Origin of the sequence: Geobacter sp., from assembly GCA_009684525.1 — a bacterium.
GTDB lineage: Bacteria > Desulfobacterota > Desulfuromonadia > Geobacterales > DSM-12255 > Geoanaerobacter.
Window position 1 is genome coordinate 926,201 of sequence record WKKR01000002.1, and the last position, 23,410, is coordinate 949,610.

20 protein-coding genes are annotated in these 23,410 nt (G+C 59.9%); 11 read left to right on the forward strand and 9 right to left on the reverse strand.

Annotated elements, in window-relative coordinates; translation table 11 throughout:
* Nucleotides 1–98: 98 nt before the first annotated feature.
* Nucleotides 99–2,117: an NAD(P)-binding protein gene (locus GJT30_10295; protein MSM39996.1), complete on the reverse strand. Its 2,019-nt coding sequence runs from the start codon at nt 2,115–2,117 to the stop codon at nt 99–101.
* A 273-nt stretch (nt 2,118–2,390) separates the two neighbouring features.
* Between GJT30_10295 and GJT30_10300 the strand changes: the two genes are divergently transcribed.
* Complete coding sequence (locus GJT30_10300) at nt 2,391–3,530, forward strand: peptidase (protein MSM39997.1); 1,140 nt, start codon at nt 2,391–2,393, stop codon at nt 3,528–3,530.
* Between the two features lie 129 nt (nt 3,531–3,659).
* A complete protein-coding gene (locus GJT30_10305; protein ID MSM39998.1) occupies nt 3,660–5,312 on the forward strand; it encodes a DUF342 domain-containing protein in 1,653 nt (550 codons plus the stop codon).
* A 98-nt stretch (nt 5,313–5,410) separates the two neighbouring features.
* On the opposite strand, the gene GJT30_10310 is transcribed toward GJT30_10305, so the two are convergent.
* The gene (locus tag GJT30_10310) at nt 5,411–5,839 is read right to left on the reverse strand and encodes an osmotically inducible protein OsmC (protein ID MSM39999.1); all 429 of its coding nucleotides are present in this window, start codon (nt 5,837–5,839) and stop codon (nt 5,411–5,413) included.
* A gap of 143 nt (nt 5,840–5,982) precedes the next feature.
* Between GJT30_10310 and GJT30_10315 the strand changes: the two genes are divergently transcribed.
* Nucleotides 5,983–6,576, forward strand: a complete 594-nt coding sequence (locus GJT30_10315) for a dephospho-CoA kinase (protein ID MSM40000.1) — start codon at nt 5,983–5,985, stop codon at nt 6,574–6,576.
* 36 nt (nt 6,577–6,612) lie between these two features.
* Here the strand turns inward: GJT30_10315 and GJT30_10320 are convergent, their stop codons facing one another.
* Nucleotides 6,613–7,395, reverse strand: a complete 783-nt coding sequence (locus tag GJT30_10320) for a helix-turn-helix domain-containing protein (GenBank protein ID MSM40001.1) — start codon at nt 7,393–7,395, stop codon at nt 6,613–6,615.
* A 307-nt stretch (nt 7,396–7,702) separates the two neighbouring features.
* Here GJT30_10320 and GJT30_10325 point away from each other — a divergent pair, with 307 nt between their 5' ends.
* Nucleotides 7,703–8,158 (forward strand): universal stress protein, encoded by a 456-nt coding sequence (locus GJT30_10325; protein MSM40002.1) that lies wholly within the window; start codon nt 7,703–7,705, stop codon nt 8,156–8,158.
* On the opposite strand, the gene GJT30_10330 is transcribed toward GJT30_10325, so the two are convergent.
* From GJT30_10330 to trmB, 6 genes are all read right to left on the reverse strand, one after another.
* A complete protein-coding gene (locus tag GJT30_10330; protein ID MSM40003.1) occupies nt 8,148–8,969 on the reverse strand; it encodes a TIM barrel protein in 822 nt (273 codons plus the stop codon). The two genes, GJT30_10325 and GJT30_10330, sit on opposite strands and share 11 nt — an antisense overlap.
* A gap of 55 nt (nt 8,970–9,024) precedes the next feature.
* Nucleotides 9,025–10,245, reverse strand: coding sequence for a hypothetical protein (locus tag GJT30_10335; GenBank protein MSM40004.1), 1,221 nt, complete (start codon nt 10,243–10,245; stop codon nt 9,025–9,027).
* 72 nt (nt 10,246–10,317) lie between these two features.
* Nucleotides 10,318–11,847 carry a cation acetate symporter gene (locus GJT30_10340; GenBank protein ID MSM40005.1) on the reverse strand — a complete coding sequence of 510 codons (1,530 nt, stop codon included), beginning with the start codon at nt 11,845–11,847 and terminating at the stop codon, nt 10,318–10,320.
* Entirely contained in the window at nt 11,840–12,163 is a 324-nt protein-coding gene (locus tag GJT30_10345) for a DUF4212 domain-containing protein (protein ID MSM40006.1), read from the reverse strand. Before GJT30_10345 ends, GJT30_10340 begins: the two co-directional genes overlap by 8 nt.
* Nucleotides 12,164–12,239: 76 nt before the next feature.
* Complete coding sequence (gene truD, locus GJT30_10350) at nt 12,240–13,454, reverse strand: tRNA pseudouridine(13) synthase TruD (protein MSM40007.1); 1,215 nt, start codon at nt 13,452–13,454, stop codon at nt 12,240–12,242.
* Nucleotides 13,455–13,467: 13 nt separating this feature from the next.
* The gene (trmB, locus tag GJT30_10355; GenBank protein MSM40008.1) at nt 13,468–14,088 is read right to left on the reverse strand and encodes a tRNA (guanosine(46)-N7)-methyltransferase TrmB; all 621 of its coding nucleotides are present in this window, start codon (nt 14,086–14,088) and stop codon (nt 13,468–13,470) included.
* 442 nt (nt 14,089–14,530) lie between these two features.
* Here trmB and GJT30_10360 point away from each other — a divergent pair, with 442 nt between their 5' ends.
* The 7 genes from GJT30_10360 (at nt 14,531) to GJT30_10390 (ending at nt 23,345) form a co-directional block, all read left to right on the forward strand.
* On the forward strand, nt 14,531–17,020 hold the full coding sequence (locus GJT30_10360) for a hypothetical protein (protein ID MSM40009.1): 2,490 nt from the start codon (nt 14,531–14,533) through the stop codon (nt 17,018–17,020).
* 6 nt (nt 17,021–17,026) lie between these two features.
* Nucleotides 17,027–17,473, forward strand: coding sequence for a response regulator (locus tag GJT30_10365; GenBank protein MSM40010.1), 447 nt, complete (start codon nt 17,027–17,029; stop codon nt 17,471–17,473).
* Nucleotides 17,474–17,483: 10 nt separating this feature from the next.
* Nucleotides 17,484–19,442 (forward strand): response regulator, encoded by a 1,959-nt coding sequence (locus GJT30_10370; protein MSM40011.1) that lies wholly within the window; start codon nt 17,484–17,486, stop codon nt 19,440–19,442.
* Nucleotides 19,399–20,751 (forward strand): response regulator, encoded by a 1,353-nt coding sequence (locus GJT30_10375; GenBank protein MSM40012.1) that lies wholly within the window; start codon nt 19,399–19,401, stop codon nt 20,749–20,751. Before GJT30_10370 ends, GJT30_10375 begins: the two co-directional genes overlap by 44 nt.
* A complete protein-coding gene (locus tag GJT30_10380) occupies nt 20,748–21,479 on the forward strand; it encodes a DUF3108 domain-containing protein (GenBank protein ID MSM40013.1) in 732 nt (243 codons plus the stop codon). Before GJT30_10375 ends, GJT30_10380 begins: the two co-directional genes overlap by 4 nt.
* A 102-nt stretch (nt 21,480–21,581) precedes the next feature.
* Complete coding sequence (locus tag GJT30_10385) at nt 21,582–22,901, forward strand: DEAD/DEAH box helicase (GenBank protein MSM40014.1); 1,320 nt, start codon at nt 21,582–21,584, stop codon at nt 22,899–22,901.
* 75 nt (nt 22,902–22,976) lie between these two features.
* Complete coding sequence (locus GJT30_10390; GenBank protein MSM40015.1) at nt 22,977–23,345, forward strand: hypothetical protein; 369 nt, start codon at nt 22,977–22,979, stop codon at nt 23,343–23,345.
* Nucleotides 23,346–23,410 lie beyond the last annotated feature (65 nt).

The following is a 23,410-nucleotide window of genomic DNA, read 5'->3' on the forward strand; positions in this document are numbered from 1 at the left end:
CACGCTAGATATATCTCCGTATGCACGGTAGCGTCGCGCCAGTAGCGCATTCGCGCCGAAAATGTACAGGTGCGCCGGAGGAGGCGCACCTTCGCGAACTAGATGGCAATCATTGCCATACGGTAACACCGCAGACAGCGCTCTGCCTCCGTAACCGCCTGGGTGTCCTTGAAGCCGAGTTCCACTTCGGAGTAATTTCCCTTACTGGCCCTCTCCTTGCCATGAACCTCTGCCTGATGGGCACGACTGGACGAATCGAGCCAGGGAACCTGTTCGTTCTTGTCGTAAACCGGCAGGTAGGTGAGGATGTCCTCGATGAGATCTTCGTCGGTGAGGTATGCCTTTCCTTCTTCAAGCCAGCGCTGGATGACGTGTGCGGCGCGATGGGCGTTACCGACGCAGGCGACAACGGTCAACGGGCCAATCTCGGCATCGCCGCCGGCGAAAACGCCGTCCATGTCGGTAATCAGGATACGGGACAGCGGGTTGCCCATGCCGTCAACGAGCCCTTTGCCATCGGCTCCTTTGAGCGGGACGTACTTGGTGACCACCGTGTTCCACTTGGTAATGTCGATGCCGAGGTCGGGCGGGATGAAGGAGAGGTCGGGGTCCTGGCCGATGGCCGGGATCACCGTGTCGCACTCGACCACGAATTCGCTGCCGGCAACCGGCTCGGGACGACGGCGGCCCGAGGCATCCGGCTCGCCCATTGCCATCCGGACGCATTCCACGCCGGTGACCTGATCGTTCGCATCCACCAGGATCTTGGTGGGGAGGACCTGGAACTCGAAACGGACCCCTTCTTCGTCGGCGCCGTCAACTTCCCAGACGTCGGCCGGCATTTCCTTGCGGGAGCGGCGATAGAGAAGGGTCGACTCTTCGGCACCTTCGCGCAGGGCGACGCGGACGCAGTCGATGGCGGTGTTGCCGCCGCCGACAACGCAGACCTTTTTCCCCATGCCGGTGGGTGCGCCCATGTAGGCATCACGGAGGAAGTCGATCCCGCCGCGGAGGAAGCCTTTGTATCCCTTGTCTTCGCCTTCGACGCCCATCGGCTTGGAACGGTGCGCGCCAGGGGCGAGGAAAACCGCCTCATGCTTCTGCTTGAGCTCCGCCAGGGAGATGTCTTTGCCGATGCGGACCCCGTACTTGATCTCCACGCCCATGCTGGCAATGATGTCGATGTCCCGCTGCAGGATATGACGCGGCATCCGGTAGGGCGGGATGCCGACGGCGATCATGCCGCCACCGAAGCCTTCGGGCAGCGCCTCGTAAATGGTGCAGGGATAGCCTTCCAGGGCCAGGTAGTAGGCTGCTGCCAGACCGGCAGGGCCGGCGCCGACAATGCCGACGGATTTGCTCTTCCTGGGCTTGGGCTGCATGGGAGGTGTGAAGTTGTGCTGCCACTCGTAGTCCGATGCGGTCCGCTTCAGGACCATGATGCTGATCGGTTCATCCACCTGCTTGCGGCGGCAGGCCGTTTCGCAGGGGTGCGGACAGACGCGCCCGCAGACAGAGGGGAGCGGCATGTTCTCACGGATGATTTCCAGCGACTCCTCGTATCGGTATTCCTTGATCGCCTCGATGTAGGCGGGAATGTCGATATGGGCCGGACACTTGTCCTGGCAGGGGGCCGTGTACTTGTGCACGTAACGGTGCTTCTCCGCAGGGGTGCGGGAGCCACCGACGTATGCGAGAAAATCGTTGCGGAAATGTTTGACCGCATCGAATATCGGGATTGTCGAGGTGGGGCAGAGCGTGCATTTGCAGTTTTTGAGGAGCTCGGCCAGGTCTTCGATGACCGCCAGGTCGCTTTCCTTGGCGGTTCCCGCGACAAAGGCCGCCAGGGTGTCCATCAGAACCTTGGTGCCTTTCTTGCCCGGGGTGCACTTGCCGCAGACGTACATGGTCTGGACCCGTCGCATGTAGTCGGCTGCCATGGCGGGAACATCCACATCCTTGTCGTACAGGATGATTCCGTCCCAACCCATGAAGGCAGCCAGTGCCCTTTCTCCGTCAAAGGTGGTGGGCAGGCGGAACGTCGTATCCTTCAGTTCCCCGCCTGCGCGGTTGTCAATGATGTTTCGCCCCCAGCTGGAAAAGACCACCTGTGCCACGTGCGCCTCCAGAAAAACCGTTCGGCAGTTGCCCGTAAAAGTAGTTAACTCGTTGCATTTATACGGTAAAATACCGTGCTGCCTGTGTATACAGTATGCAAGTATTAGCACACTAAATGAGCTCAAATCAAGTGAAAAAAATAACCCATTGGAATTTGTTCAGAATTGTCAGCGCGCGACTGTTCTGTTATACCGGGAAAGAGGGAGCGCAGAAGGCCTGACGGTGCAGGTGCTTCTAGGCTACCCTACTGAGTCGAAAGAGGAGGAAATCAAATGGAGAGGTTAGAGGAATTTCGTGAGGCGTTTGCGCTTTTGTTCGAGATCAATATGGGAGTGAAACCGGGTGAGCGGATCGTGGTCTTCGGCGATCGTGCGCGGGAGGACGAACATCTTGCCGAGGCCGAGGCGGACCGGCGAAAGAGGCTCACGGAGACTGCAGAGGCATTGGGAGCTTTTGCTGCGGAGCGATTCGGCACGGCCGAGTTCGTCTGCTTTCCCGCAACCCCTTCATCGGGGGCCGAACCGCCGGTCGCACTCTGGAGAGCGGTTCTGGGGGAGTCGAACGTGGCGCGTCTGGAAGCGGGCGGCATCCTGACCAGGCTTTTGGAGAAGAATGCGGATGGGGATGATCTGGAAAAGGCCCGTAAAATCGTGGTGGATGGCAGGGGAGAGGTTGCGGATGTGGTCGTGGCACTGGCCAACAATTCTACCAGCCACACCCGGTTCCGGGCTCTGGTCAACGCTGCCGGCGGCAGGTTCGCCAGTCTTCCCCACTTTGACCCAGAGATGTTCTTTACCTCCATGCAGGTCGACTGGCAGGCGCTTGCAGCGCGAACCGCCCGGCTTGCCGCGGTTTTGCAGGGGGTAGCGTCGCTTCGGCTTGTCACTCGAAACGGTACGCGGATGACCTTTGGCTGCGCCGGTCGATGTGCTGCCGGAGACGACGGACTGTTGACCGGACCTGGCAGTTTTGGCAATCTCCCTGCCGGAGAGGTCTACCTTGCGCCCCTTGAGGGGACCAGCGAAGGGGAGCTGGTGCTGGAATACGCTCCCACCAGGAAACTGGCGTCGCCGGTCCGGCTCGTGGTCAGGGAGGGGCTGGTTGCGGAGATCCATGGTAGCGACCCGTATGCCGACCGGCTGCGTCAGGCAATCGTCGGGAACCCATTGGTGCGGAACGTTGCTGAACTGGGTATCGGGACCAATGATCGCGCCAGTCGTCCAGACAATATCCTTGAGGCGGAAAAGATCCTCGGAACCGTGCATGTGGCGCTGGGAGACAACTCGGGATTTGGTGGGGCCGTTCAGGTGCCGTTTCACGAGGATTATGTCTTCTATCATCCGACGCTGACTGCAGTATCGGCAGACGGAGAAGAGCGAATCGTGCTGGAAAACGGGCAGTTGACGATCTGAACTGTCGGGCATAGGGGAAAAGGCATTAAAGTATCGACCTTTTAGGGCCGATAAACGGTATATCATTCCTTGAATGGAGCCCGGACCACCATGCGCGGTCCGGGATAGCGCAGGAGGCGCTTGGAAAAGATGACAGCAGAATCTGAACAGGGCCGGGGGCTCGATTTCAGGTTGAGTGCCGACGGCAGTCGGCTGCAAGCGGTCTATACGCCTGATGGACCGGTTGTCCCCGTAGATTTTGCCTGGTTGAAGCATGCCCTGGATATCCAGCGCACCGTGACAGGGCTCTATATCTTTGAAACCGTATCGGCTGAGCTGAAAAAACTGTACAATGCCGCTACCGGCCCCTTTACCATTGATATCGGCGAGCGCAGGGACGGCGCCGTCGCCATCAGCATGGCCCCTGACCTGATGTCCGCAACCCTTGCCATTTCCCCCCCCTATGGCGGAAAACCCGTTACCGCATCGCAAGTACATGATGCTCTCCGTGAGAAGCGGATCGTCAGCGGTATTCTTGCCGACGAGATCGAGACAGCGGTGTCAGTCGGCCGCGAACTCCGTGACGTGGTCATTGCCACCGGGCGGCTGCCGGTGAACGGCGAACATGCACAGCTGGTGAGCCTGATCCCTGATGCCAGGGAACGGGAGCCGGTAGCCGATGATCAGGACATAGTCGATTACCGGAATTTCAGCGATATTGTCAGCGTGCGGGAGATGACGCCGCTCATGCGTCGCATTCCCCCCACTCTCGGCATCCCTGGCGAAGACATTCTGGGAACCCCGCTTCATGCCGAAGACGGGCAGGATCTCCAGTTTGCACCGGATCTGCAGGGTGTGGCCTCCGACCCCCAGGATAACGACCTGCTGCTAGCCTCCGTTGCCGGCATGCCGGTGCTGGTTGCCAATGGCGTGATCGTTGAGCCGGTGATCAAGGTGAAGAATGTCGATCTTTCCACCGGCAATCTCCACTTCGACGGATCGGTGGAAGTGGCCGGCGATGTCAGGGAGGGGATGGAGCTCGTGGTTGCGGGGGAAATCACCATTGGTGGTGTGGTGGAGGCGGCGAACATCGAGTGCGGCGGCGACATCTCCATCAAGGGCGGAATCATCGGCCATGGCGAGATTCGCAACCAGAACGGCGAACTCGGGCCGGAACATGCCTATGTGGTGACCGGTGGCTCCCTGTCGGTTCTTTTTGTGGAAAATGCCTGCGTGGAAGCGGCCGGAGACATCCTGGTGAAGGAACTGGCCATGCAAAGCGAATTGACGGCTGGTGGCGAGATTGCTATCGGTGAGGAGGGTTCCCGCAAGGGACATCTGATCGGAGGGGTCTGCAGGGCTGCGCGTAAGGTGCGGGCGATCGTTGTCGGGTCTCGCGCTGGGGTGCAGACCAGGATCGAGGTGGGGGTAGATCCGATGGCCAGCGAGAAACTCGAAGAGGTGAACGGCCTGCTCCTCTCCCGGGAGAAAGATCTGCAGGAGGTCGAAAAGGATCTTGCCTATTGTCGCGAGAATCCCGGCCGGGTGGACGCCGACCGTTCCCGTGAGCTGAAGGAGTCTTTCAGCTCGCTGCAGGGAGAACTGACTGAACTCGCCCAGCAGAAGAAACGCTTGCTGAAAAGGTTGGAGCCGGATGCCGAAGCGTGCGTCGAAGTTGAGCGCGACATCTATTATGGTGTGGTGGTGCGCATCGGCGACCGCCAGAGCCAGTTGGACGACGACCAGTTCGGCGGGACCTTCCGCCGCATCGAAAACGAGGTGGTATTCCTGCCCCGCACCTGACGCTTTCCCCCGCAACCGCGTCGATGACCCGCTGCCGGTCGATCGGCGCCCCCCTTTCCCGCTGTGAATCTCTGTTGCATGGTAGTTGCACGGTCTCTTTATTGGGCTCTCTTCTCCTCATTTGAAAAAACCCGTGTCGAAATGGCGAAATCAGGTGGATTTGCCAGGGTCTTTTTCACGGTGCAGAGTTCTGCCGACTTGACCAGGGCGTTATGGTATTTCTCCGGGAATTGCGGTGGGACGCGGATCTCCAAACCGACCTTTGCCAGGCGTTGCTTGCCGTCGGCGGATTCGGTGAATTCCATGGTCTGGTGAATGGTGATCTCTTCGGTGGGGATGCCCCTCTGTTCGCAGAAAGCCCCGACGTACACACCGGCGCAGGTCCCCAGGGAAGCCAGAAAGAGTTGAAAGGGAGTGGGTGCCGAGCCGGTTCCGCCCGCTTCGACCGGTTGATCGGTGACGACCTGGTACGAGTCGAATTCAGCCGAGATTTTATTGGCACCGTGCAGCCTGATGAGCATCTCCATGGAATTCCTCCTTGGTAAGGTGTGGAAAGGCAGAAATGCCTCTGTTCCTTGACGATACCATAATGGCAGATTTCCATTCCAGTGCAAGCCCGTTTGGTTGACAGGCAGAACAGCCTGTGGAAAGATGGCTGACAGGAGGGGGTATGCGGATCATCGGACTGACCGGCGGGATCGCTTCGGGCAAGAGCACGGTTGCCCGCATTCTGAAAGAAAAAGGGGCGCAGGTCATCGATGCCGACCAATTGGCCCGTGATGTGGTGGTGCCGGGGACGGATGCGCACGCAGCCATTGTTCGCGAGTTCGGCAGCGATATCCTCTGCCCGGACGGCACCATCGACAGGGGGAATCTCGGGGCGATCGTCTTTGCCGATTCCGCAGCCCGTCGGCGACTGGAAGCCATAACCCATCCCGCCATTGCCAAACTGGCCGAAGAGCGGCTCGACAGCCTGCGGAAACAGGGTGCTGCAGTGGTGTTCTACATGGCGCCGCTTCTCATCGAGGCCGGTATCACCGGGAGAGTCGACGATATCTGGGTGGTCTACGTCGACCGGGAAACCCAGCTTGCCCGGCTCATGGCACGGGATGGCAGCAACCGCCAGGATGCGTTGCGGAAAATAGAGAGCCAGATGCCCATGGAGGAAAAACGGGGTTACGGTAGGGAGGTCATCGACAATCGGGGAAGTCTGGAGGAGACGACACGGCAGGTTTTCGAGGCCTGGGAGAGGTTGGGGAGTTAGAGGGTCGGGCCGCTCTCCCTCCACCCCTCTGAGCTGCTATTTGTGGTAGCCGAGCTTTGAGGAAATCTCTTCGGCAGCCCGTTTGACCAGGGGGACCAGTTCCTTGTCGACCCGTTCCTCGGTGAAGCGCATGGAAGGCCCCGAGATGCTGACTGCCCCGATGATCCTGCGGGTATAGTCGCGGATCGGCGCGCCGACACAGCGGACGCCATTGTCCAGTTCCTCGTTGTCCACCGCATACCCCATCTCGGCCACCTGTACAAGGTGCTTTTTGAATTCGTCCTTGTCGGTAATGGTGTTGGCGGTGTAGCGTTTAAGCTCTTTGGTCGGCAGGTAGTTGTCCAGCTCTTCGTCGGTCATATAGGCAAGCTGTACCTTGCCTGCGGCCGTACAGTACGCGGGCAGCCGGGAACCGACCCTGGGTACGACCCGCACCGTCAGGTCGGTCTCCACCGCATCGAGATAGACGATGTGGAAGTCTTTGAGGATCGCCACGTAGGTAGTTTCGTTGCACTCCCGGACCAGTGCTTCCAGGACGGGGCGGGACTGCCGCAACAGCCCCATTTGCTTGATGAATGTCTGCCCCAGTTCCAGGGTCTTGAGCCCGAGACGGTAGTTTTCCGTCACCCTGTTCTGCTCGATATACCCTCTCGATTCCAGGGTGGCAAGCAGCCTGAATACGTTGTTTTTGTGTAATTTGAGACGCTTGCTGAGCTCAGTCACCCCAAGTTCGTCGACATCGTCATGAAACTGCTCAAGTAGGTCAAGGGCGTGATCTACCGCCTGAATGATGTATTCGGCCTTATCCTTTTTTGCCATGTGCGTCACCTGTCTCGAAAAAATTCTCAAACCCCAAATTAATAGGGAGAAAACCGTTGATTGTCAAGCTAAAAACCTGCCTGGGATGCTTCGCGGGCTGTATCGTCCCAGTTGTTTTAATTTTTTTCGACACTCCTTTGGAGTGCTTATCGGTTTGAGCCGAAATTGGTTGAAAACTAAGGCATAAAGTTACGAAAATACTTGTTTGAAAATATAGAATAACGTTTTATAATTGTCAAGAAAGAAAAGTGCCTGTTTTCTCTGCTGCAGCCTGCAGAAGGGGAAGCCGGGCCATGCGGAGGTATCGATGCTGAATTTCCCCAAACAGATTCTGGTGGCCATCGATGGTTCACCACTGTCGGACAAGGCTGCCGAAGAGGCGGTCAGAATGGCCTCGGCCAACCAGGGCACCTACAAGAGCAGGATCGTTGCGCTGCTGGTGCTTCCCAATGCGCCCCGCAACACCTTTACGGATTTCGTGCCGGCACCGCCGATCACCGAGACCGACCAGTGGGAGGAGTTGCGGCAGCGGATCTTTTACGTCATCGAGAAGAACGCCACCGATGCCGGCATCCCCCTGGAGATGAAGGTTGCCTACGGAGACCCCGCGGATGAGCTGTTGGAGGTTGCCGAACGTGAAAACATCGACGTTATCGTCATCGGCAGTTCCGGCAAGGGCTTTCTGAAACGGCGGGTCTTGGGGAGCGTTTCCCACAAGGTCGTGAAAAACGCCAAATGCTCGGTCTACGTGGTCAGAGGCTGAGACTCTCCGGGTTTTGAGCAGCGCCTTCCTTTCCCGTTTCCCTGCGCAGGTATTCGAGTATCTCCCTGAGGCTGGCAATGATGATCTCTTGGTCCTGCGGGAATTCATGGGGAGAGAGTTCCAGCGTCAGGGTGTGATCATAGTCGGTGTTGCGCAGATGGTTCAAGAAACGGGTAAGCGGCAGGACGCCATGGCCGGGGAGAAGGTGCTCCCTGCCGTGGCCGTAATCGGAAAAATGGATGTTCTTGATCCGCCCAGTATTGTAAAACTGATAGAAGTCGTTGATGAAATTGGCCTTTCCCGAGCCCATGTGGGTGCAGTCAAAGGTCAGGTCCAGGTTGTGGCCTTCGAGAAACTCGATCATCAAGCCGGTATTGGAGAGGATGTGCGGGTTGATCCGGAACTTTCCCAGCCAGGGCATGTTTTCCATGGTGACGGTAACCGTTTCCGTGCCGATCTCCCGCCGATAGTCATGAATCCCGTACATCCAGCGCCAGAAGCCGATCTCGAACCCCATCCATGAGGCGGGGTGGAAATTGACCAGGGGGACACTGCAGTCCGCGGCAATCTCCACGCAACGTTTCAGGGAGTCGATGGGACCGCCCCATCCATCCAGCGGCATGAATGGCGCGTGGATGGAAAGGATCGGCAGGACTGACTTCAGCGAATCGATCGCTTTGCGCGCATTGATCTTCTGGAAATCCTGGTTGATGATCAGCTCCACACCGTCGAAGCCGACCTCTGCAGCGATTTCGAATATCTTCGCGAGAGGGAAGGTGAACAGGGTTCCCGATGAGATGGAGATCAGCATGCCCGCTGTTCCTCCCCGATCTGCACCGTTTTGTCATTGCAGATCGTCGTGCCTCTCATGCCTCAATGCTCTGGAAGATGATCCGCTGCAGATTGAAGAGTGACTCCAGGCCCTGTTTGAAGCGGGCCTCCTCCTCCTTGGAAAGATCATCCGGTTCGAAGAAGAACCCCTCGGTTTCGCTGCCTTTTCCACTCACCTCGAGCTGCAGTGCGCAACGGGCAAACTCGTGGTAGGTCCGGAGCAGTTTTCCTGCCTGATCGACGCCTAACGCACCCTCGTCCAGAAGCTGCCTGATTCTCGCCATTGTCGATGTGGCCGGGAGATAGGACTTTACTGCCAGGACCCGGAATGTCAGCACCAGTGGCAGCAGCGCAAACTGGAGGAGATTGAATTTCCCTTTGTTGTTGCCGCTTTTCTCCACCTTGAGCCTGCCGAAGAAGTCGAAGCCGAGGGGGAGGGAGGCGATGCTGCGCAGAGCGGTCTGCAACCGGGCGGGATGGGCCGTAAGGTTGGCGCAGACGATAGTGCGCAGGCTTTCCGCCAGTTGCGTGCTGCCGCTGATGAGGCGAAGATCGCACAGGTTGGTCGCCCCCAGCAGTTGCCAGGCGGAAGAGGGTTGTTCCGCATAGCGTTCCCGCCATGCGGCGAGGTCGCCTCGCCAGTGGACAGAAGCAGGATTGATGGTGGAGCTATTCAGTCCCAGCTTGGCGAGATGGGCGGTAACGATTTCCCCCATGCGGGAAAACCAGTCGGAAGAAGCGGATGATTGGGCCTTGCCCTGGACCAGGAGCAGTTCGCAGGTGGTGGTCAGGGTGGCCTCTTTCCGCCCCAGGCTCCCAGTCACGCACCAGGCATGGGGGATGTCTGGCTTGTCGAGCCCCTCGTCGCCAAGCTGCTGCTCGGCGAGCCTGATGACGCTTTCCAGCAGGCTGTCGCGGCTGTCGTTGCAGAACGCGTGCAGTGCCAGCGGCGACCCGCGGCGGATGAAGTACTCCTTTGCCATGCTGCGCGATTCGGAGAAGTCCCGCTCCAGCTCGGGAATGCCGGGTGCCTCGGCCAGTTGTTTGAGCAAGGCGGCCCGGCGCAGGGTTGATTCATCCTGCCAGGCAAGCTCTTCCCGCAGATCCCTGGTGATACCTTCCAGGAGTGCCTGGTGCTCGGCAGGCAACAGGTACGGCGCCTGCTCGGTCATGATGAGGTCGAGATCGCTGAGCAGCTCCTTGGCAGGACGACTGGTGACAATATCTCCCCGTTCGCTGCCGAGAAAGATCGACATGGTGACTCCGGTCTGGTTGCTGCCGCACGGGGCACTACGTGATACGCAGGGGTGCCGGGCCGGCAACGGGTGTTAGCCCAGGTGACCGTGGACCTCCCGGGCGAGGAATTTGCGCATCTCTTCCGATGGCGGCGGGGTGAGAAGAGAAACCACGATCATGACGGCGATGACGATCGGAGCGCCGCAGAGGGCAGACGAAGTGATGGGAAAGATGGTCGCTATCTGCGGGACGAACCTGCCAAAAAGCGGCTCGGCAAAGGTTATTACCATGCCGGTCAGCATGCCGGAAATGGCTCCCTGGCGGTTGGTCCTTCCCCACCAGATGCCGAGCAGGAAGACCGGGAAGATGGTATTGCCGGCAAGGGCAAAGGCGGTTGCGGTGATCTCGGCGATCAGCCCGGGGGGGCGCAGGGCGCAGACCATCACCAGCGCGGCAAGGACCAGGGTCGCCCCCTTGGCGATGACCATCTTGCGGTTTTCCGAGGCACGGGGGTTGAGGATGCGGTAATAGATGTCGTGGGAGAGGGATGCCGCACCAGTGAGCAGCAGGCCGGTAACGGTGAAGAAGGCGGCGCAGGCCGCACCCGCAGCGAGAATGCCCACCATCCAGATCGGGACGCCACCCATGACCGCGGCTTTCAGGACAATGATGTCCGCCATCTTGCGGGCAGCCTCGGGGGGGAGTACCATGCCGCTGCGGAGTTCCATCAGCCGGGCAAAGACCGCATAGGCCGGGGCGGACCAGTAGATCAGGGCGATGAAGAAGAGGCCCCAGACCACGCTCCAGCGGGCGTCGCGGACATTGGGGACGATGTAGAAGCGCGACAGCACATGGGGGAGACCGGCAGTCCCCACCATGAGGGTAAAGCAGAGGGCAGTCCACTGGAAGAGTGTGCCGCTGGCAAAGGGGGCGGCAAAGTTGACCGAGAATTCCCGCGACAGGTCCTGGATGGCGACGCCGTAGCCGATCTGCGGCAGGGGCCAGAAATAACCCAGGTTGTGGGCCAGGAACATGAGCGGGACGATGAAGGAGACGATGGTGACGAAGTATTGCATCTGCTGGTTGCGGGCCACCCCCAGCATCCCGGCCACCACCACGTAGGAGACGACCGCCGTCCCCCCCAGGAGCACGCCGCGCTGATAGTCCATGCCGAACAGCCAGGCGAAGAGCATGCCGATTCCTTTGAACTGGGCAATGCAGTAGATCAGCGAGATGACGATGGAGATCACTGCCGAGATCAGGCGGGCCAGGGGGGAATCGTAGCGGGCGCCGACGAAATCGGGCGCCGTGTACTTGCCGAAGCGCCTGATCTGGCCGGCCATCAGGACCAGGAGGAGCACGTAGCCGCCGGTCCAGCCGATGACGTAGGCCAAGGCGAAATAACCGTTCAGGTAGAGCAGTCCGGCCATGCCGAGAAAGCTCGCGGCGCTCATCCAGTTGCTGGCGATGGCCGCGCCGCCGCCGATGCGACCGATATAGCGGCCGGCAAAAAGGTAGTCGGATCCCTCGCGGGCCTTCTGCATCATCCCGATGACGATGAAGGAGATCAGAACTCCGCCCACGATGATGATGGGCCAGATGGTGGTCGTGCCGTCATTCATAGGTTCTGTCCCTCTTGCGGCTGTGGCGTTCGCTGACCCTGTCAAGGTAGAGGTTGAAGATCACGCAGAGGATGATGAACCAGAGAGGAAGAAACTGGGCGGTGAACCAGAAGTTGAACGGGAAGGAGGCGATGGTGAGCCGGCTGAGGATGCCCTCGCCGCTGGGGGTCTCGGCCAGGAACCAGAGCAGGATCTGAAAGCCGAAATTCATTACCCCCCATCCCGCAAGGATGGCGATGATGACTGACAGCTCATCCACCATGGAGCCCTGGTGGGGCTTGAACAGATTGACCAGGTAGTCGTCCTGGTTTTGCATGCGCGCCTCCTTCTTCCCGACCTGCTGGGAGCTGATTCTTCCATGATTGTACCAGCAAAGCGGCTTCTGTCCATGCTTACCAGTCTTTCATCACCTCCCGCAACAGCGCCGTGGCGTAGGCACCCTTGGGGAGGGTGAAGTCAAGGGTGAGGCAGTCCTCCTCCTGTGCAATCCGATAGTCGGAAAGCGGCACTCGTAGCGGCCTCCGCCCTCCTGACAGCCGGTCCGGCCAGCCCCCGGCAGGTCCCCCGGGTGGGAGACCCTCGCATGCCAGCATCCGCTCTTCGATGGCGCGGGGTTCACCCGCAGCAGGGGTCATGCTGCCGCCGAACAGCGGGCCACTGGGGGATATCTCGAACGCCTCGGCCCGCCCGGCTTCGGCCTGGGGATCTTCCACCAGGAAACAGGCGCCGTTGGCATGCTTCCATGCCAGGTCGCCGGCCATCACCCGGTCGCAGCCCGCCAGCCGTTCCCGCAGGACCGCGTCGAAAATGGCCGATTGCCAGGCCGAGAGAAAGAGCGACCTCAGGCGGGGATTGAGTGCGTGGAGCGCCTTGTCCCAGGCTCCCGGCCTGGCCACCAGCCGCTGCAGGATATCCCGCTCCATGCGGCAGGCAGGTGGGAAGAGGCGTATGCTCTCTGCCAGGTCCCCCTGCCGGTAGGCGGAGATCGCCGCTTTCCAGCGCTCGTCGTCCACCGAGTCGGGAGAGCCGATGAGCGCGTCCACTGCTCCCTGGGCGTCTCCGCAGATGATGGCCCGGCCGATCCGGTGCGAGTTCTGCTGGGTGCCGTAGCGCTGCGGCCCGAAGAAATTGGGGACGCCACGCCGGTGAAGGACCGCACAGACCTCTTCGGCCCGGTCTGCGGCATCCGGGGCCACCCCGCGCACCGCCAGGCAGAAGCGGTTAGCGGCCAGGTGTCCGAGCTTCAGCTTGTTGCGATGCCGGACTGCGGAGAGGACCGTAAGTCCCGGTATATCCAGGGCCAAGAGCGCCTCCGGCTTCACCCGCGGTATCGACAGAGTCTGGCGGGTGATCCCCCTGGAGTCCTTCATGCCGGCATAGCCCATGTCCCGTTCCTGCACCCCCATGGCCTTGGCGATCCGGCGGATCGCCTCCAGCGTGGTGAGGCTCCGTTTTTCGATCTCGGCGTAGACATGCTCGCCGTCGCCGCAGGGGAGGTAGAGCGGCACCTCGGTCACCCGGAAATCTTCGGCATTTTCCTTGATCGATCCGCCGATCCCAGCGATTTCCCCGGTGAGATAGAGCGGTTTTCCCGTTTCCTGTTGCACGTTCCTCTCCCCCTCACACCTTCCGGTAGTGGATGAAATAGATGCTCTTCCCTTCGGCCATGAATTTCTGCATGTACTTGGACAGGTGGTAGTCGGGCATTTCGTGACGATAGGCGTCGGGCGCGAGGCAGTTGACGAACCCCGGAACACCCTGCATGAAGGCGGCAACGTCCCGGCCATAGTCGTCGAAGTCGGTGGCGAAATAGAAATCGCCGCCCGGCGCCAGGTAGGTTCCGGCATATTCCACGAACTGGCGGTTCACTAGTCTCCGCTTCCGGTGCCGTTTCTTCGGCCAGGGATCGGGGCAGTTGATATAGATGGCTGCCAGTCCGTCCTTGGGGAGGTGCTCGGCCATGAACTGGCGGGCCTCGATGCGCGCCACCCTGACGTTGGTGAGCGCATGGCGGCCGAGACGACGGCAGGTGCTGTCGCACCCCTTGTTGTAGTAGTCGATGGCGATGAAATTCCGGTCGGGATGATCGGCGGCAGTCCTGGCGATGAAATCACCGATGCCGCAGCCGATCTCCATCACCAGCGGCCGGTCGTTGCCGAATACCGCCGGCCACCCGGCCGGCGAAGGAAGGCGTTCGGGGGGAATGAAAAACGGCGAGTCGATCTCGATCATTCTCTGCATGGTGCGATTCCTGTCCAGGGGGATTGGTGGAGGCACCATACCACACAATGTCGTGCAAAAGAAGCGGGACCTCGCCGTTCCGTACGGGTCTGCGCAAATGCGCTCGATCCGAGTCCGATCCTGGGCGTTTCCTGGTTACTGCTGCCGGGTGTGGGGCGGCTTAAGGCATGGTGATCGGGGTATCAATTGATTTTCTCTCATGTAGGAGGAAGAGCCCGGGACTGTCAGAACGGAGTGATTTCTCCTTGAAAAGTATTACCATCTGATATCATTGGCGCTTTGATTCTGCTGCCGAACCCATCGGAAACTTTTCCGGGCATCGGCAGATCTGTCACAGGGGTGATGAGCGTGCACTCATTGTCGCGGAACGGTTGCAAGTTGATAGCAATGAATTAGTATAGTAACAATATAGAACGGACTTTTGATGCATTCAGACTAATTTATGAGCTGCCAGGGAAAAATGGACCGAGTCAAGCCGGTCGACAGGGTATTCCGTCATGCGGCTGAATGGTGTCCCGCCGGGGTGGGCATTCTGGCGATGCTGGTGTTGGCGAGTTGGGCTCTCGGAGCCTGGAAGATCGTCGCGCTGGGTTCGGACTATATCCCCATGGCCCCCAGTACCGCATCTCTGCTGCTGGTGCTCAGCGGTTCCCTGCTCCTGTACCGGCGCCGGCCGTCGAGCCCGGCTGTTGTCAGACTTGTCCAGGGGGCCTCTTCGGGAGCCATTCTCGTCAGCCTGGTGGTGCTGGCTCGTTCCCTCTTTGATTTTACAGTGCCGGTGGACACCTGGGTCTCCCCCTCTCCGCAATTTCTCGGGAACATCCCCGTGGGGCGCATGTCGCCACTGACGGCCAGCGTCTTTCTGGCAACTTCCCTGTCATTGTTGCTCCGGGCACCCCCATTCTCCCGGCGACGGTTGTGGCGGCAGTTCGCTTCCATGCTGGCTTCTGCGATCATGATCGCGGGGCTGATCGTACTGCTCAGCTATGCGGCTAATGCGCCGTTGTTGTATGGGGGGCAGACGGTTCCCATGGCTGTCCTGACGGCTGTTGCATTCGTCATGCTGGGTATCGCCCTGCTCCACGACAGTTGGGATGTCTGGCCGCTCTCCCTGTTCAGGTTGGAGACCTTGTCGTCCCCGCAGCCCGCCGGCTTGCTGGCGAAAGGCCCCCTGGTCACCTTTATTGCCCTTTCCCTGGCCATAGGTGCTGCCGGTTTTTTCTACCTCGATCATCAGTTGACGCTCTCCCGCCAGGCAGTCCAGAAAGAGCTTCTGGCGATTGCGGAGCTGAAGACCGGCCAGATTGCCGACTGGTATGCGGAACGTAAAAAGGATGCCACTGTTACACTGAACACCGCCATTATCCAGGTGCAACTCCATCGGTATCTGGCCGGTGCACCGCATGCCCCGTCAGAGCGCGACATCGTCTCCTGGTTGGAGGTGCTTCGCAAGAGCGGATACCGGCAACTGGTCCTGTATGGTGCCGACGGGACCCCACGGCTCTGGTCGCCGGCGAAACCCATGCCGTCGCGCGTCGAAGGGAAAACCATCCGTACCGTTCTTGCCACCAGGGAGGTTGTCACCACCGACCTGCATTGGGAGTCGGATGCCGGGGAAGGGGGATCGCAAACCATCAGTCTCTGGATGCGGCTGGGGGGCGACTTGGTGGGAGGAATGCAAGCTAACGGCGTGCTTCTGCTGCAGATCGACCCGCAGCAGTTCCTTTTCCCCCTTATCCGAACCTGGCCGACACCCAGCAAAACAGCCGAAACGCTGCTGGTACGGAGGGAGGGGAACGATGTCTTGTTCCTGAGCGATCTTCGCCATTACACGCATGCGTCCCTTTCTCTGCGCATCCCTCTCGACGCCGGGCAGCATCTGCCCGCAGGCATGGCAGTCATGGGCAGGACCGGCATCCTGGAGGGGACGGATTATCGCAAGGTACCGGTCCTTGCTGCGGTGAACCCCATCCCCGGCACTCCCTGGTTCATGGTGGCAAAGGTTGATCAGGACGAGATATATGCGCCGCTACGCCACCAGGCCGTGAGAAACGGCGTGATCATCCTGGCCCTTGTCGTGGTGGCTGCCTTCGGGGTGAGCCTGTTCTGGAAGCAGCGCGACAACCAGTGGCTCAAGCAGCAGCTGGTTGTCGAGCATGCCCGGACCAGGGCGGAGGAGGAGGTCCTCAAGCTCAATGAGGAGCTGGAGCAACGGGTCGTCGAACGGACCATCCAGTTGGAAATGGCCAACAAGGAGCTGGAGGCGTTTGCCTACTCGGTATCCCATGACCTGCGGGCACCGCTCAGGGGGATGTCCGGTTTTGCAGAGCTGCTGAACAAGCGGGCACGGGGGAAGCTGGACGAGAAGGAGCACCATTACCTGGAGGTGATCAGTGCCTCGGCCCGCACCATGGGGGAACTGATCGACGATCTGCTCTCCTTTTCCCGCATGGGGCGGGTGGATATGGTTACAACTGCCGTGAACCTGCAGCAGGTGCTGGAGGCTTCGCGGCATGGTCTTGCGGCTGAGACCGCTGGCCGGGAGATCGACTGGCAGGTGACGCCCCTGCCGGTGGTCCGTTGTGATGCCGCCATGCTCAGGCTGGTCTTCGACAATCTGCTCGGCAATGCCCTCAAGTTTACCCGGACACGGGCACAAGCCGTCATCGAGGTCGGCTGGTCAAACAACGAGGCACAGCGTGAGTTCGTCTTTTACGTCCGTGACAACGGCGTCGGGTTCAACATGAAATACGAGGACAAGCTGTTCGGCCTGTTTCAACGCCTGCACCGCACCGAGGAGTTCGAAGGGACCGGCGTCGGTCTGGCCAATGTGCGGCGGATCATCGGCCGGCACGGGGGGCGCACCTGGGGCGAAGGGAGCGTGGGAGGCGGTGCGGCATTCTATTTTTCGCTGCCGCAAAAGGAGGCATAAGAGATGGTGAACCAAATCAGGAACATCCTGCTGGTCGAAGATAATCCCAATGATGCGGAACTGACCATGGAGGCGCTCGCCGAGCACAACCTTGCCAACAAGGTGGAATGGGTGCACGATGGTGAAGAGGCCCTGGATTACCTCTTTCGCCGAGGGAGCTTTGCCGGCCGGACAAGCAACAACCCGGTGGTGATCCTCCTGGACCTCAAGCTCCCCAAGGTGGACGGCCTCCAGGTCCTGAAAGCCATCAAGGACGACGAAGCGCTGAAAACGGTCCCGGTGGTGATCCTCACTTCGTCCCGCGAGGAGTGCGACCTGATCGAGGGGTATCGACTCGGGGTCAATGCCTATGTGGTCAAGCCGGTGGAATTCCGGGCCTTCATGGACGCGGTCAGGGAACTCGGCGCCTTCTGGGCGCTGATCAACGAACCGCCGCCCGGAATTGCGAGATAGGGAGTCCGCCATGTTCGAACCGTTGCGCTTGCTCCACCTGGAGGACAACCCGGCAGACGGCGAGCTGGTCCGCGCCACCCTCGAAGAGGTCTGGCCCGAGATCGTCGTCGAGCGGGTCGACGCCGAGGCCACCTTCATCGATGCCCTGGAGCGGGAGCGGATCGACCTGATCCTCGCCGATTTCTCGCTCCCCCTCTATGACGGCATGAGCGCCCTGGCTCTGGCGCGCCAGCGATTTCCCCAGATCCCCTTCATCTTTGTCTCCGGTACTCTGGGAGAGGAAAAGGCCATCGATTCCATGCGCTGCGGCGCCACCGACTATGTGCTCAAAAACCGGCTGAACCGCCTGGTTCCCGCTGTCCGGCGTGCCCTGAAAGAAAAGCGGGAGCTTTGTGAGCGGCAACGCGCCGAGGAGGCGCTGCGGGAGAGTAACGAGCGCTTCCGCATGATCTTTGAGAACAGTATCGATGCGATCATGCTGACTAGGATCGATGGTGGCATCATTGCGGCCAACCCCGAGGCCTGCCGCATCTTCGGCATGACCGAGGAGGAGATCTGCGGCGCCGGCCGGTCAAGGCTCGTGGACATGGACGATGCCAGGGCAGCCATGCTCCTGGAGGAGCGGAAGAAAACCGGGCGCTGCCGGGGCGAACTCACGATGATTCGCGGCGATGGCAGTCGTTTCCCGGCAGAGATATCCTCAGCAGTCTTTTCCGACCGGGAAGGGGAGCAGAAGACGAGCCTCGTGATCCGCGATGTTACGGGACGGAAAAACCTGGAACACCAGCTGTTCCAGTCGCAGAAAATGGAGGCGGTCGGCACCCTAGCCGGCGGCATCGCCCACGATTTCAACAACATCGTGACAGCCATGATCGGCTATTGCACGATCCTGCAGATGGAGGAGCAGCTGAGCGGCAAGATCCCGCACTATGTCGACAGCCTGATGGCGCTGTCGGAGCGGGCTGCCAACCTCACCAGGGGGCTATTGGCGTTCAGCCGGCATCAGGTTATGAATCCGAGGCTGTTAAACCTCAACGACATCGTTGCTACCATCACCACTCTGATCTGCCGCCTCGTTGGCGAGCATATTACCATCGAGACACATCTGTCGGCTTCTTCGCTTTTCCTCATGGCCGATTACGGCCAGATCGAGCAGATCCTGATGAATCTGGCAACCAATGCCCATGATGCCATGCCCGATGGCGGAACCCTGGTAATCTCCACGGACGCGGTCATGTTGGAGCCGGGGAATCCTCTGTTGAGCGATTCCGATGCCCACGGCCCCTATGCCCTCCTTTCCGTGACCGATACGGGGTGCGGCATGGACGAGGCGACCGTTGCCCGTGGCTTCGAGCCGTTTTTCACCACCAAGGAGCCGGGCAAGGGGACCGGTCTCGGGCTCTCGATCCTCTACGGGATCGTCAAGCAGCATCACGGATTCGTCAGGGTTGCCAGCAGGCCCGGTTCCGGGGCCACCTTCAGCATCTACTTTCCCCTTGCCGATGCGACTGAGGCGGTCGATCGGGAAAAACGGCTCCTGCCGATCCGGGGAGGGACGGAAACGATCCTAGTTGTCGAAGATGAACCGGCCATACGCCAGGTGATGAGCCATATCCTGCAGCAGTTCGGCTATCAGGTCCTCGAAGCAGCCGACGGCGAGGAAGGGACGGATCTCTTCCGCAGCTGTGCCCCGGAGATAGCCCTGGTCATCCTGGACACGATCCTGCCCAGGAAGCATGGCAGGGCAGTCCATGAGGATATTGTCCTGATGAAACCGGACATGAAGACGCTATTCGTCAGCGGGTATCCGGTCGACATCATCGCGAAGAAAGGTCTTTTGCCGGACGGGGTGGTTTTTTTGCCCAAACCGGTTTCGCCCATGGAGCTGCTGAGAACCGTCAGGCAGCTTCTCGACGGGCAGTTACATGCAAACGAATCTCCGGGAAAGAGGGATGGCTATGCACAGTGAACCTGACGACATGCAGCACGGACACAGGATCATGGTCGTGGATGACGAACTGCACGTACGCAAGAGCATCATGTCGTACCTGGAGCGGCACGGGTATCGAGTGGTGGCCTTTGACAACTGCGTTGATGCCCTGGAGGCATATCGCCTGGACGGTTGCGACCTGATCATCACCGACGTGAAAATGCCGGTGATGAACGGGGTAGAATTCCTCGGCCATATTCGCGACATCGATCCCGATATACCGGTTATTCTCATGACCGCCTACGGCAATCTGGAGATGGCGGTCGAAGCCATAAAAAAGGGGGCATTCGACTTCATCATCAAGCCGTTCGAGTTTGAGTGCCTGTTAGCCGCCATTGCAAAAGGGATCAGATATCGCAGCCTGGCCCGACTGGAAAAGGACCATACCCTGCAACTGGAGCAGGCGCTTGCCGAGAAGGTCAGGGAGTTGCAAGCGGTGCATGCCCAGTCGGTGCTGTCGGAAAAGATGGCAACCATCGGCCTGCTCTCGGCAGGCGTTGCCCACGAGATCAATAATCCGCTCGCGTTCATCGCCAGCAACCTGGGGAGCCTGGACAAGTACCTGGTCCGGCTGACGGATTTCATCGACTGGCAGACCGAACGGATGAAAGCGTCCTGCCCCCTGGAACTCCTGGCGGAGCAGGAGCAGTACCGGAAGGCCCGGAAGATCGACTATCTGGTCAACGATGTCAGGGTTCTTCTGGATGAATCGCTGGAAGGGGTCACCAGGATCAGGAAGATCGTGGCGAGCCTGAAGAGTTTTGCCCGCAAGGATGACGATGTCCTGGAACTGGCGGATCTGAACGAACTGGTCGAAAGCACCCTGAACATCGTCTGGAACGAAATCAAGTACGTGGCCACGCTGAACAGAGAGTTCGGGGAGATCCCGCCGATCAGGTGCTATCCGTCTCAGCTCAACCAGGTCATCATGAATCTGTTGGTCAATGCGGCCCATGCCATGAAAGGCGAAGGGGCGATCACGGTACGGACCTGGCAGGACGAAAAGGGTGTCTGTCTGGCGGTTTCCGACACCGGGTGTGGTATGACCGAGGAGATCAGGTCCCGTATTTTCGAGCCGTTCTTCACCACCAAGGAGGCTGGCAGAGGGACTGGCCTCGGTCTCGCCATCAGCAATGACATTATCATGAAACACAGCGGCACCATCGACGTCTCCAGCGAGGTCGGCAAGGGGACGACGTTCACGGTCCGTCTGCCGCTCGATCCGGTCATTCTCCCGCACGAAGGTTCGGTACGCGAGGGAGAAGCGGGTGGAGAGCCGAACGCATGAGAAAGGCGCTCTGTTGGCTCGGTGTATGTCTCTTCGTGGCAACTCTGGCCGGGACGGTTCATGCTGCCGGGCGGGTTCCCGAGCGGCTGGTCTATAACCTCTCCTGGACCGGCATCCCGGTGGGGGTTGCCACACAGGAGATCACCGAGGAGGGGATGGTGCGGCGGATCGTCTCCACGGCCCGCTCCAACGACTGGCTTTCCGCCTTTTTCCCGGTGGAGGACCGCATCGAGAGCGTGCTGGTCAAGACGGAGCCCTTTCCCGGCCAGTCGCGCTCCTTCCGCATGCAGATCCGCGAGGGGGCGCGCCGCCGGGACCGCGAACTGATATTTTTCCAGGCGTCCGCCACGGCGATCTACCACGACCGGATCGGTGGCGAACGGAAAGAGATCCCCATTGTCGAAAATACCTATGACGTCTATGCGAGCTTCTACTATGTCCGTTTTCTCGACCTCAAGGTCGGGCGACCGGTCTACCTGCATATCCTTGACGGCAAGGAACTGCAGCGGATCGAGGTGCAGGTCCTGCGCAAGGAGCGGGTCAGCACTCCGGTGGGTGAATTCGACACCATCGTGGTGAAGCCTCTGGTCAAGCCCGAAGGGGTCTTCGAAGGGAAAGGGGGCGCAACCATCTGGCTCACCGACGACCACCGCCGCATCCCGGTCAAGGCCCGGACCAAGGTCAAGGTGGGGAGCGTCACGGCCATTTTGACAGGCGGGGAGTACTAGCGGTGAGCAGTCCCTGATCCTCGGGCCACGGGCCGCTCTGCCTTGCCATCTCTTCCTGTCTGTGTTACGGTGGCCCTAACTTCGCAGGTACAAGGAAATATAATGCAATTCAAAGAGTTGAACCTCCCCGAGCAGGTCAGGCGTGGGATCGAGGATGCCGGATTCACCGATTGTACCCCCATCCAGGCGGAAACCCTGCCTTTGGCCCTGTCGGGCAAAGACGTGGCAGGTCAGGCCCAGACCGGGACCGGCAAGACAGCCGCCTTTCTCATCACGCTCTTTACCAAGCTCCTCGGTCAGAAACGGCAGGGGGAACCGCGTCAGCCGCGCGCCCTGATCCTGGCCCCCACCCGCGAACTGGTGGTGCAGATCGAGAAGGATGCCCAGCAGTTGGGGTTGCACTGCGGTTTCGCCATCCAGGCGATCTACGGCGGCGTCGACTACATGAAGCAGAAGAACGCCCTCAAGGAAGGGGCCGATGTGGTCATCGGCACACCGGGGCGGCTGATCGACTATCTGAAGCAGAAGGTCTACAGCCTCAAGGGGATCGAGGTCCTGGTCATCGACGAGGCCGACCGGATGTTCGACATGGGATTCATCGCTGATCTCCGCTTCATCCTCCGCCGTCTCCCCCCTTTTGACCGCCGCCAGAACATGATGTTTTCCGCCACCCTCAACCAGCGGGTCATGGAGCTGGCCTACGAATTCATGAACGTGCCGCAGAAGGTGGCGGTGACACCGGACCAGATGACGGCGGAACGGGTCAGCCAGGTCGTCTACCATGCCTCGCGCAAGGAAAAATTCCCGCTCCTGTTGGGCCTTCTTCGCCGGGAGGGGATGGCGCGGACCATGATCTTCGTCAATACCAAGCGGGAGGCCGAGTTCCTTTTCGACCGGCTCAACGCCAACGACTCCCCCTGTCGGGTGATCTCCGGCGATGTGGAGCAGCGCAAGCGGATGAAAATCCTGGAGGACTTCAAGGAGGGGAAACTGCCGATCCTGATCGCCACTGATGTCGCTTCCCGGGGTCTTCACATCGAAGGGGTTTCCCACGTCATCAACTACGATCTCCCCCAGGACGCGGAGGATTACGTCCACCGCATTGGCCGTACTGCCAGGGCGGGCGCAGAAGGGAAGGCGATCTCCCTGGCCGATGAGGACGGGGTCTTCCATATCGAGGCGATCCACGAGTACATCAAAGAAAAGATCCCGGTGGAGTGGGCCGAGGACGATCTGTTCGTCCACGACTACAAGCGGAGCAAGCCACGGCACAAGCCCCTGGAAACCAAGACCCACGGCAGGAGCCACGAGCGCCCCCATGCCCGGCCCGGCGAAGCAGCGGGTGAAGCTGCCGCCCCCAAGAAGAAGCGGCGCCGCGGTCCCCGTAAACCTGCTGCTCCCAAGAGCGCCGGGGAAAGTTGAGAAAAAAGGTTGCTAAATTTATCCAATAATTGGCATAATTCAATCCCATAGACATCTTGATACATGGAGGTAGTGATGAAAAAAGGATTGATTGCTCTGGTGGTGGCGGTTGGGTTGGCATTCTCCGTTGCGGCGTTTGCCGACAAGGATCTGCCGGTCTACAAAAAGGGTGAAACGGTCTATGTCTGCTCCTGCGGCGCCAGCTGTGACTGTCTGACCGTAGCTCGCAAGGCGGGCAACTGCAGCTGCAGCAAGGCGATGGAAAAGACGAAGATTGACAAGATCGCCGGCGGCAAGATCTTCGTGAAGGTAAAGGGTAAGGAATTGACCTTTCCGGTAAAGGCGAAGTATGCCTGTGCCTGCGGTGAAGGGTGCAACTGCGGCACCGTCAGCCAGAAGCCGGGCAAATGTGCCTGTGGCAACGAGATGAAAAAGGTCGAATAGCAGAACAGGTCAGATATCATTCGAGAGGGGCGCCGAAAGCGCCCCTTTTTTTGTCCCATTTCTCA

What these genes read in the sequence shown, in the direction of transcription:
- GJT30_10300 (MSM39997.1), top strand. Translation starts at nt 2,391, where the DNA reads ATGGAGAGGTTAGAGGAATTTCGTGAGGCGTTTGCGCTTTTGTTCGAG.
- GJT30_10305 (MSM39998.1), top strand. Translation starts at nt 3,660, where the DNA reads ATGACAGCAGAATCTGAACAGGGCCGGGGGCTCGATTTCAGGTTGAGT.
- GJT30_10310 (MSM39999.1), bottom strand. Translation starts at nt 5,839, where the DNA reads ATGGAGATGCTCATCAGGCTGCACGGTGCCAATAAAATCTCGGCTGAA.
- GJT30_10315 (MSM40000.1), top strand. Translation starts at nt 5,983, where the DNA reads ATGCGGATCATCGGACTGACCGGCGGGATCGCTTCGGGCAAGAGCACG.
- GJT30_10320 (MSM40001.1), bottom strand. Translation starts at nt 7,395, where the DNA reads ATGGCAAAAAAGGATAAGGCCGAATACATCATTCAGGCGGTAGATCAC.
- GJT30_10325 (MSM40002.1), top strand. Translation starts at nt 7,703, where the DNA reads ATGCTGAATTTCCCCAAACAGATTCTGGTGGCCATCGATGGTTCACCA.
- GJT30_10330 (MSM40003.1), bottom strand. Translation starts at nt 8,969, where the DNA reads ATGCTGATCTCCATCTCATCGGGAACCCTGTTCACCTTCCCTCTCGCG.
- GJT30_10335 (MSM40004.1), bottom strand. Translation starts at nt 10,245, where the DNA reads ATGTCGATCTTTCTCGGCAGCGAACGGGGAGATATTGTCACCAGTCGT.
- GJT30_10340 (MSM40005.1), bottom strand. Translation starts at nt 11,847, where the DNA reads ATGAATGACGGCACGACCACCATCTGGCCCATCATCATCGTGGGCGGA.
- GJT30_10345 (MSM40006.1), bottom strand. Translation starts at nt 12,163, where the DNA reads ATGCAAAACCAGGACGACTACCTGGTCAATCTGTTCAAGCCCCACCAG.
- trmB (MSM40008.1), bottom strand. Translation starts at nt 14,088, where the DNA reads ATGCAGAGAATGATCGAGATCGACTCGCCGTTTTTCATTCCCCCCGAA.
- GJT30_10360 (MSM40009.1), top strand. Translation starts at nt 14,531, where the DNA reads ATGAGCTGCCAGGGAAAAATGGACCGAGTCAAGCCGGTCGACAGGGTA.
- GJT30_10370 (MSM40011.1), top strand. Translation starts at nt 17,484, where the DNA reads ATGTTCGAACCGTTGCGCTTGCTCCACCTGGAGGACAACCCGGCAGAC.
- GJT30_10375 (MSM40012.1), top strand. Translation starts at nt 19,399, where the DNA reads ATGCAAACGAATCTCCGGGAAAGAGGGATGGCTATGCACAGTGAACCT.
- GJT30_10380 (MSM40013.1), top strand. Translation starts at nt 20,748, where the DNA reads ATGAGAAAGGCGCTCTGTTGGCTCGGTGTATGTCTCTTCGTGGCAACT.
- GJT30_10385 (MSM40014.1), top strand. Translation starts at nt 21,582, where the DNA reads ATGCAATTCAAAGAGTTGAACCTCCCCGAGCAGGTCAGGCGTGGGATC.
- GJT30_10390 (MSM40015.1), top strand. Translation starts at nt 22,977, where the DNA reads ATGAAAAAAGGATTGATTGCTCTGGTGGTGGCGGTTGGGTTGGCATTC.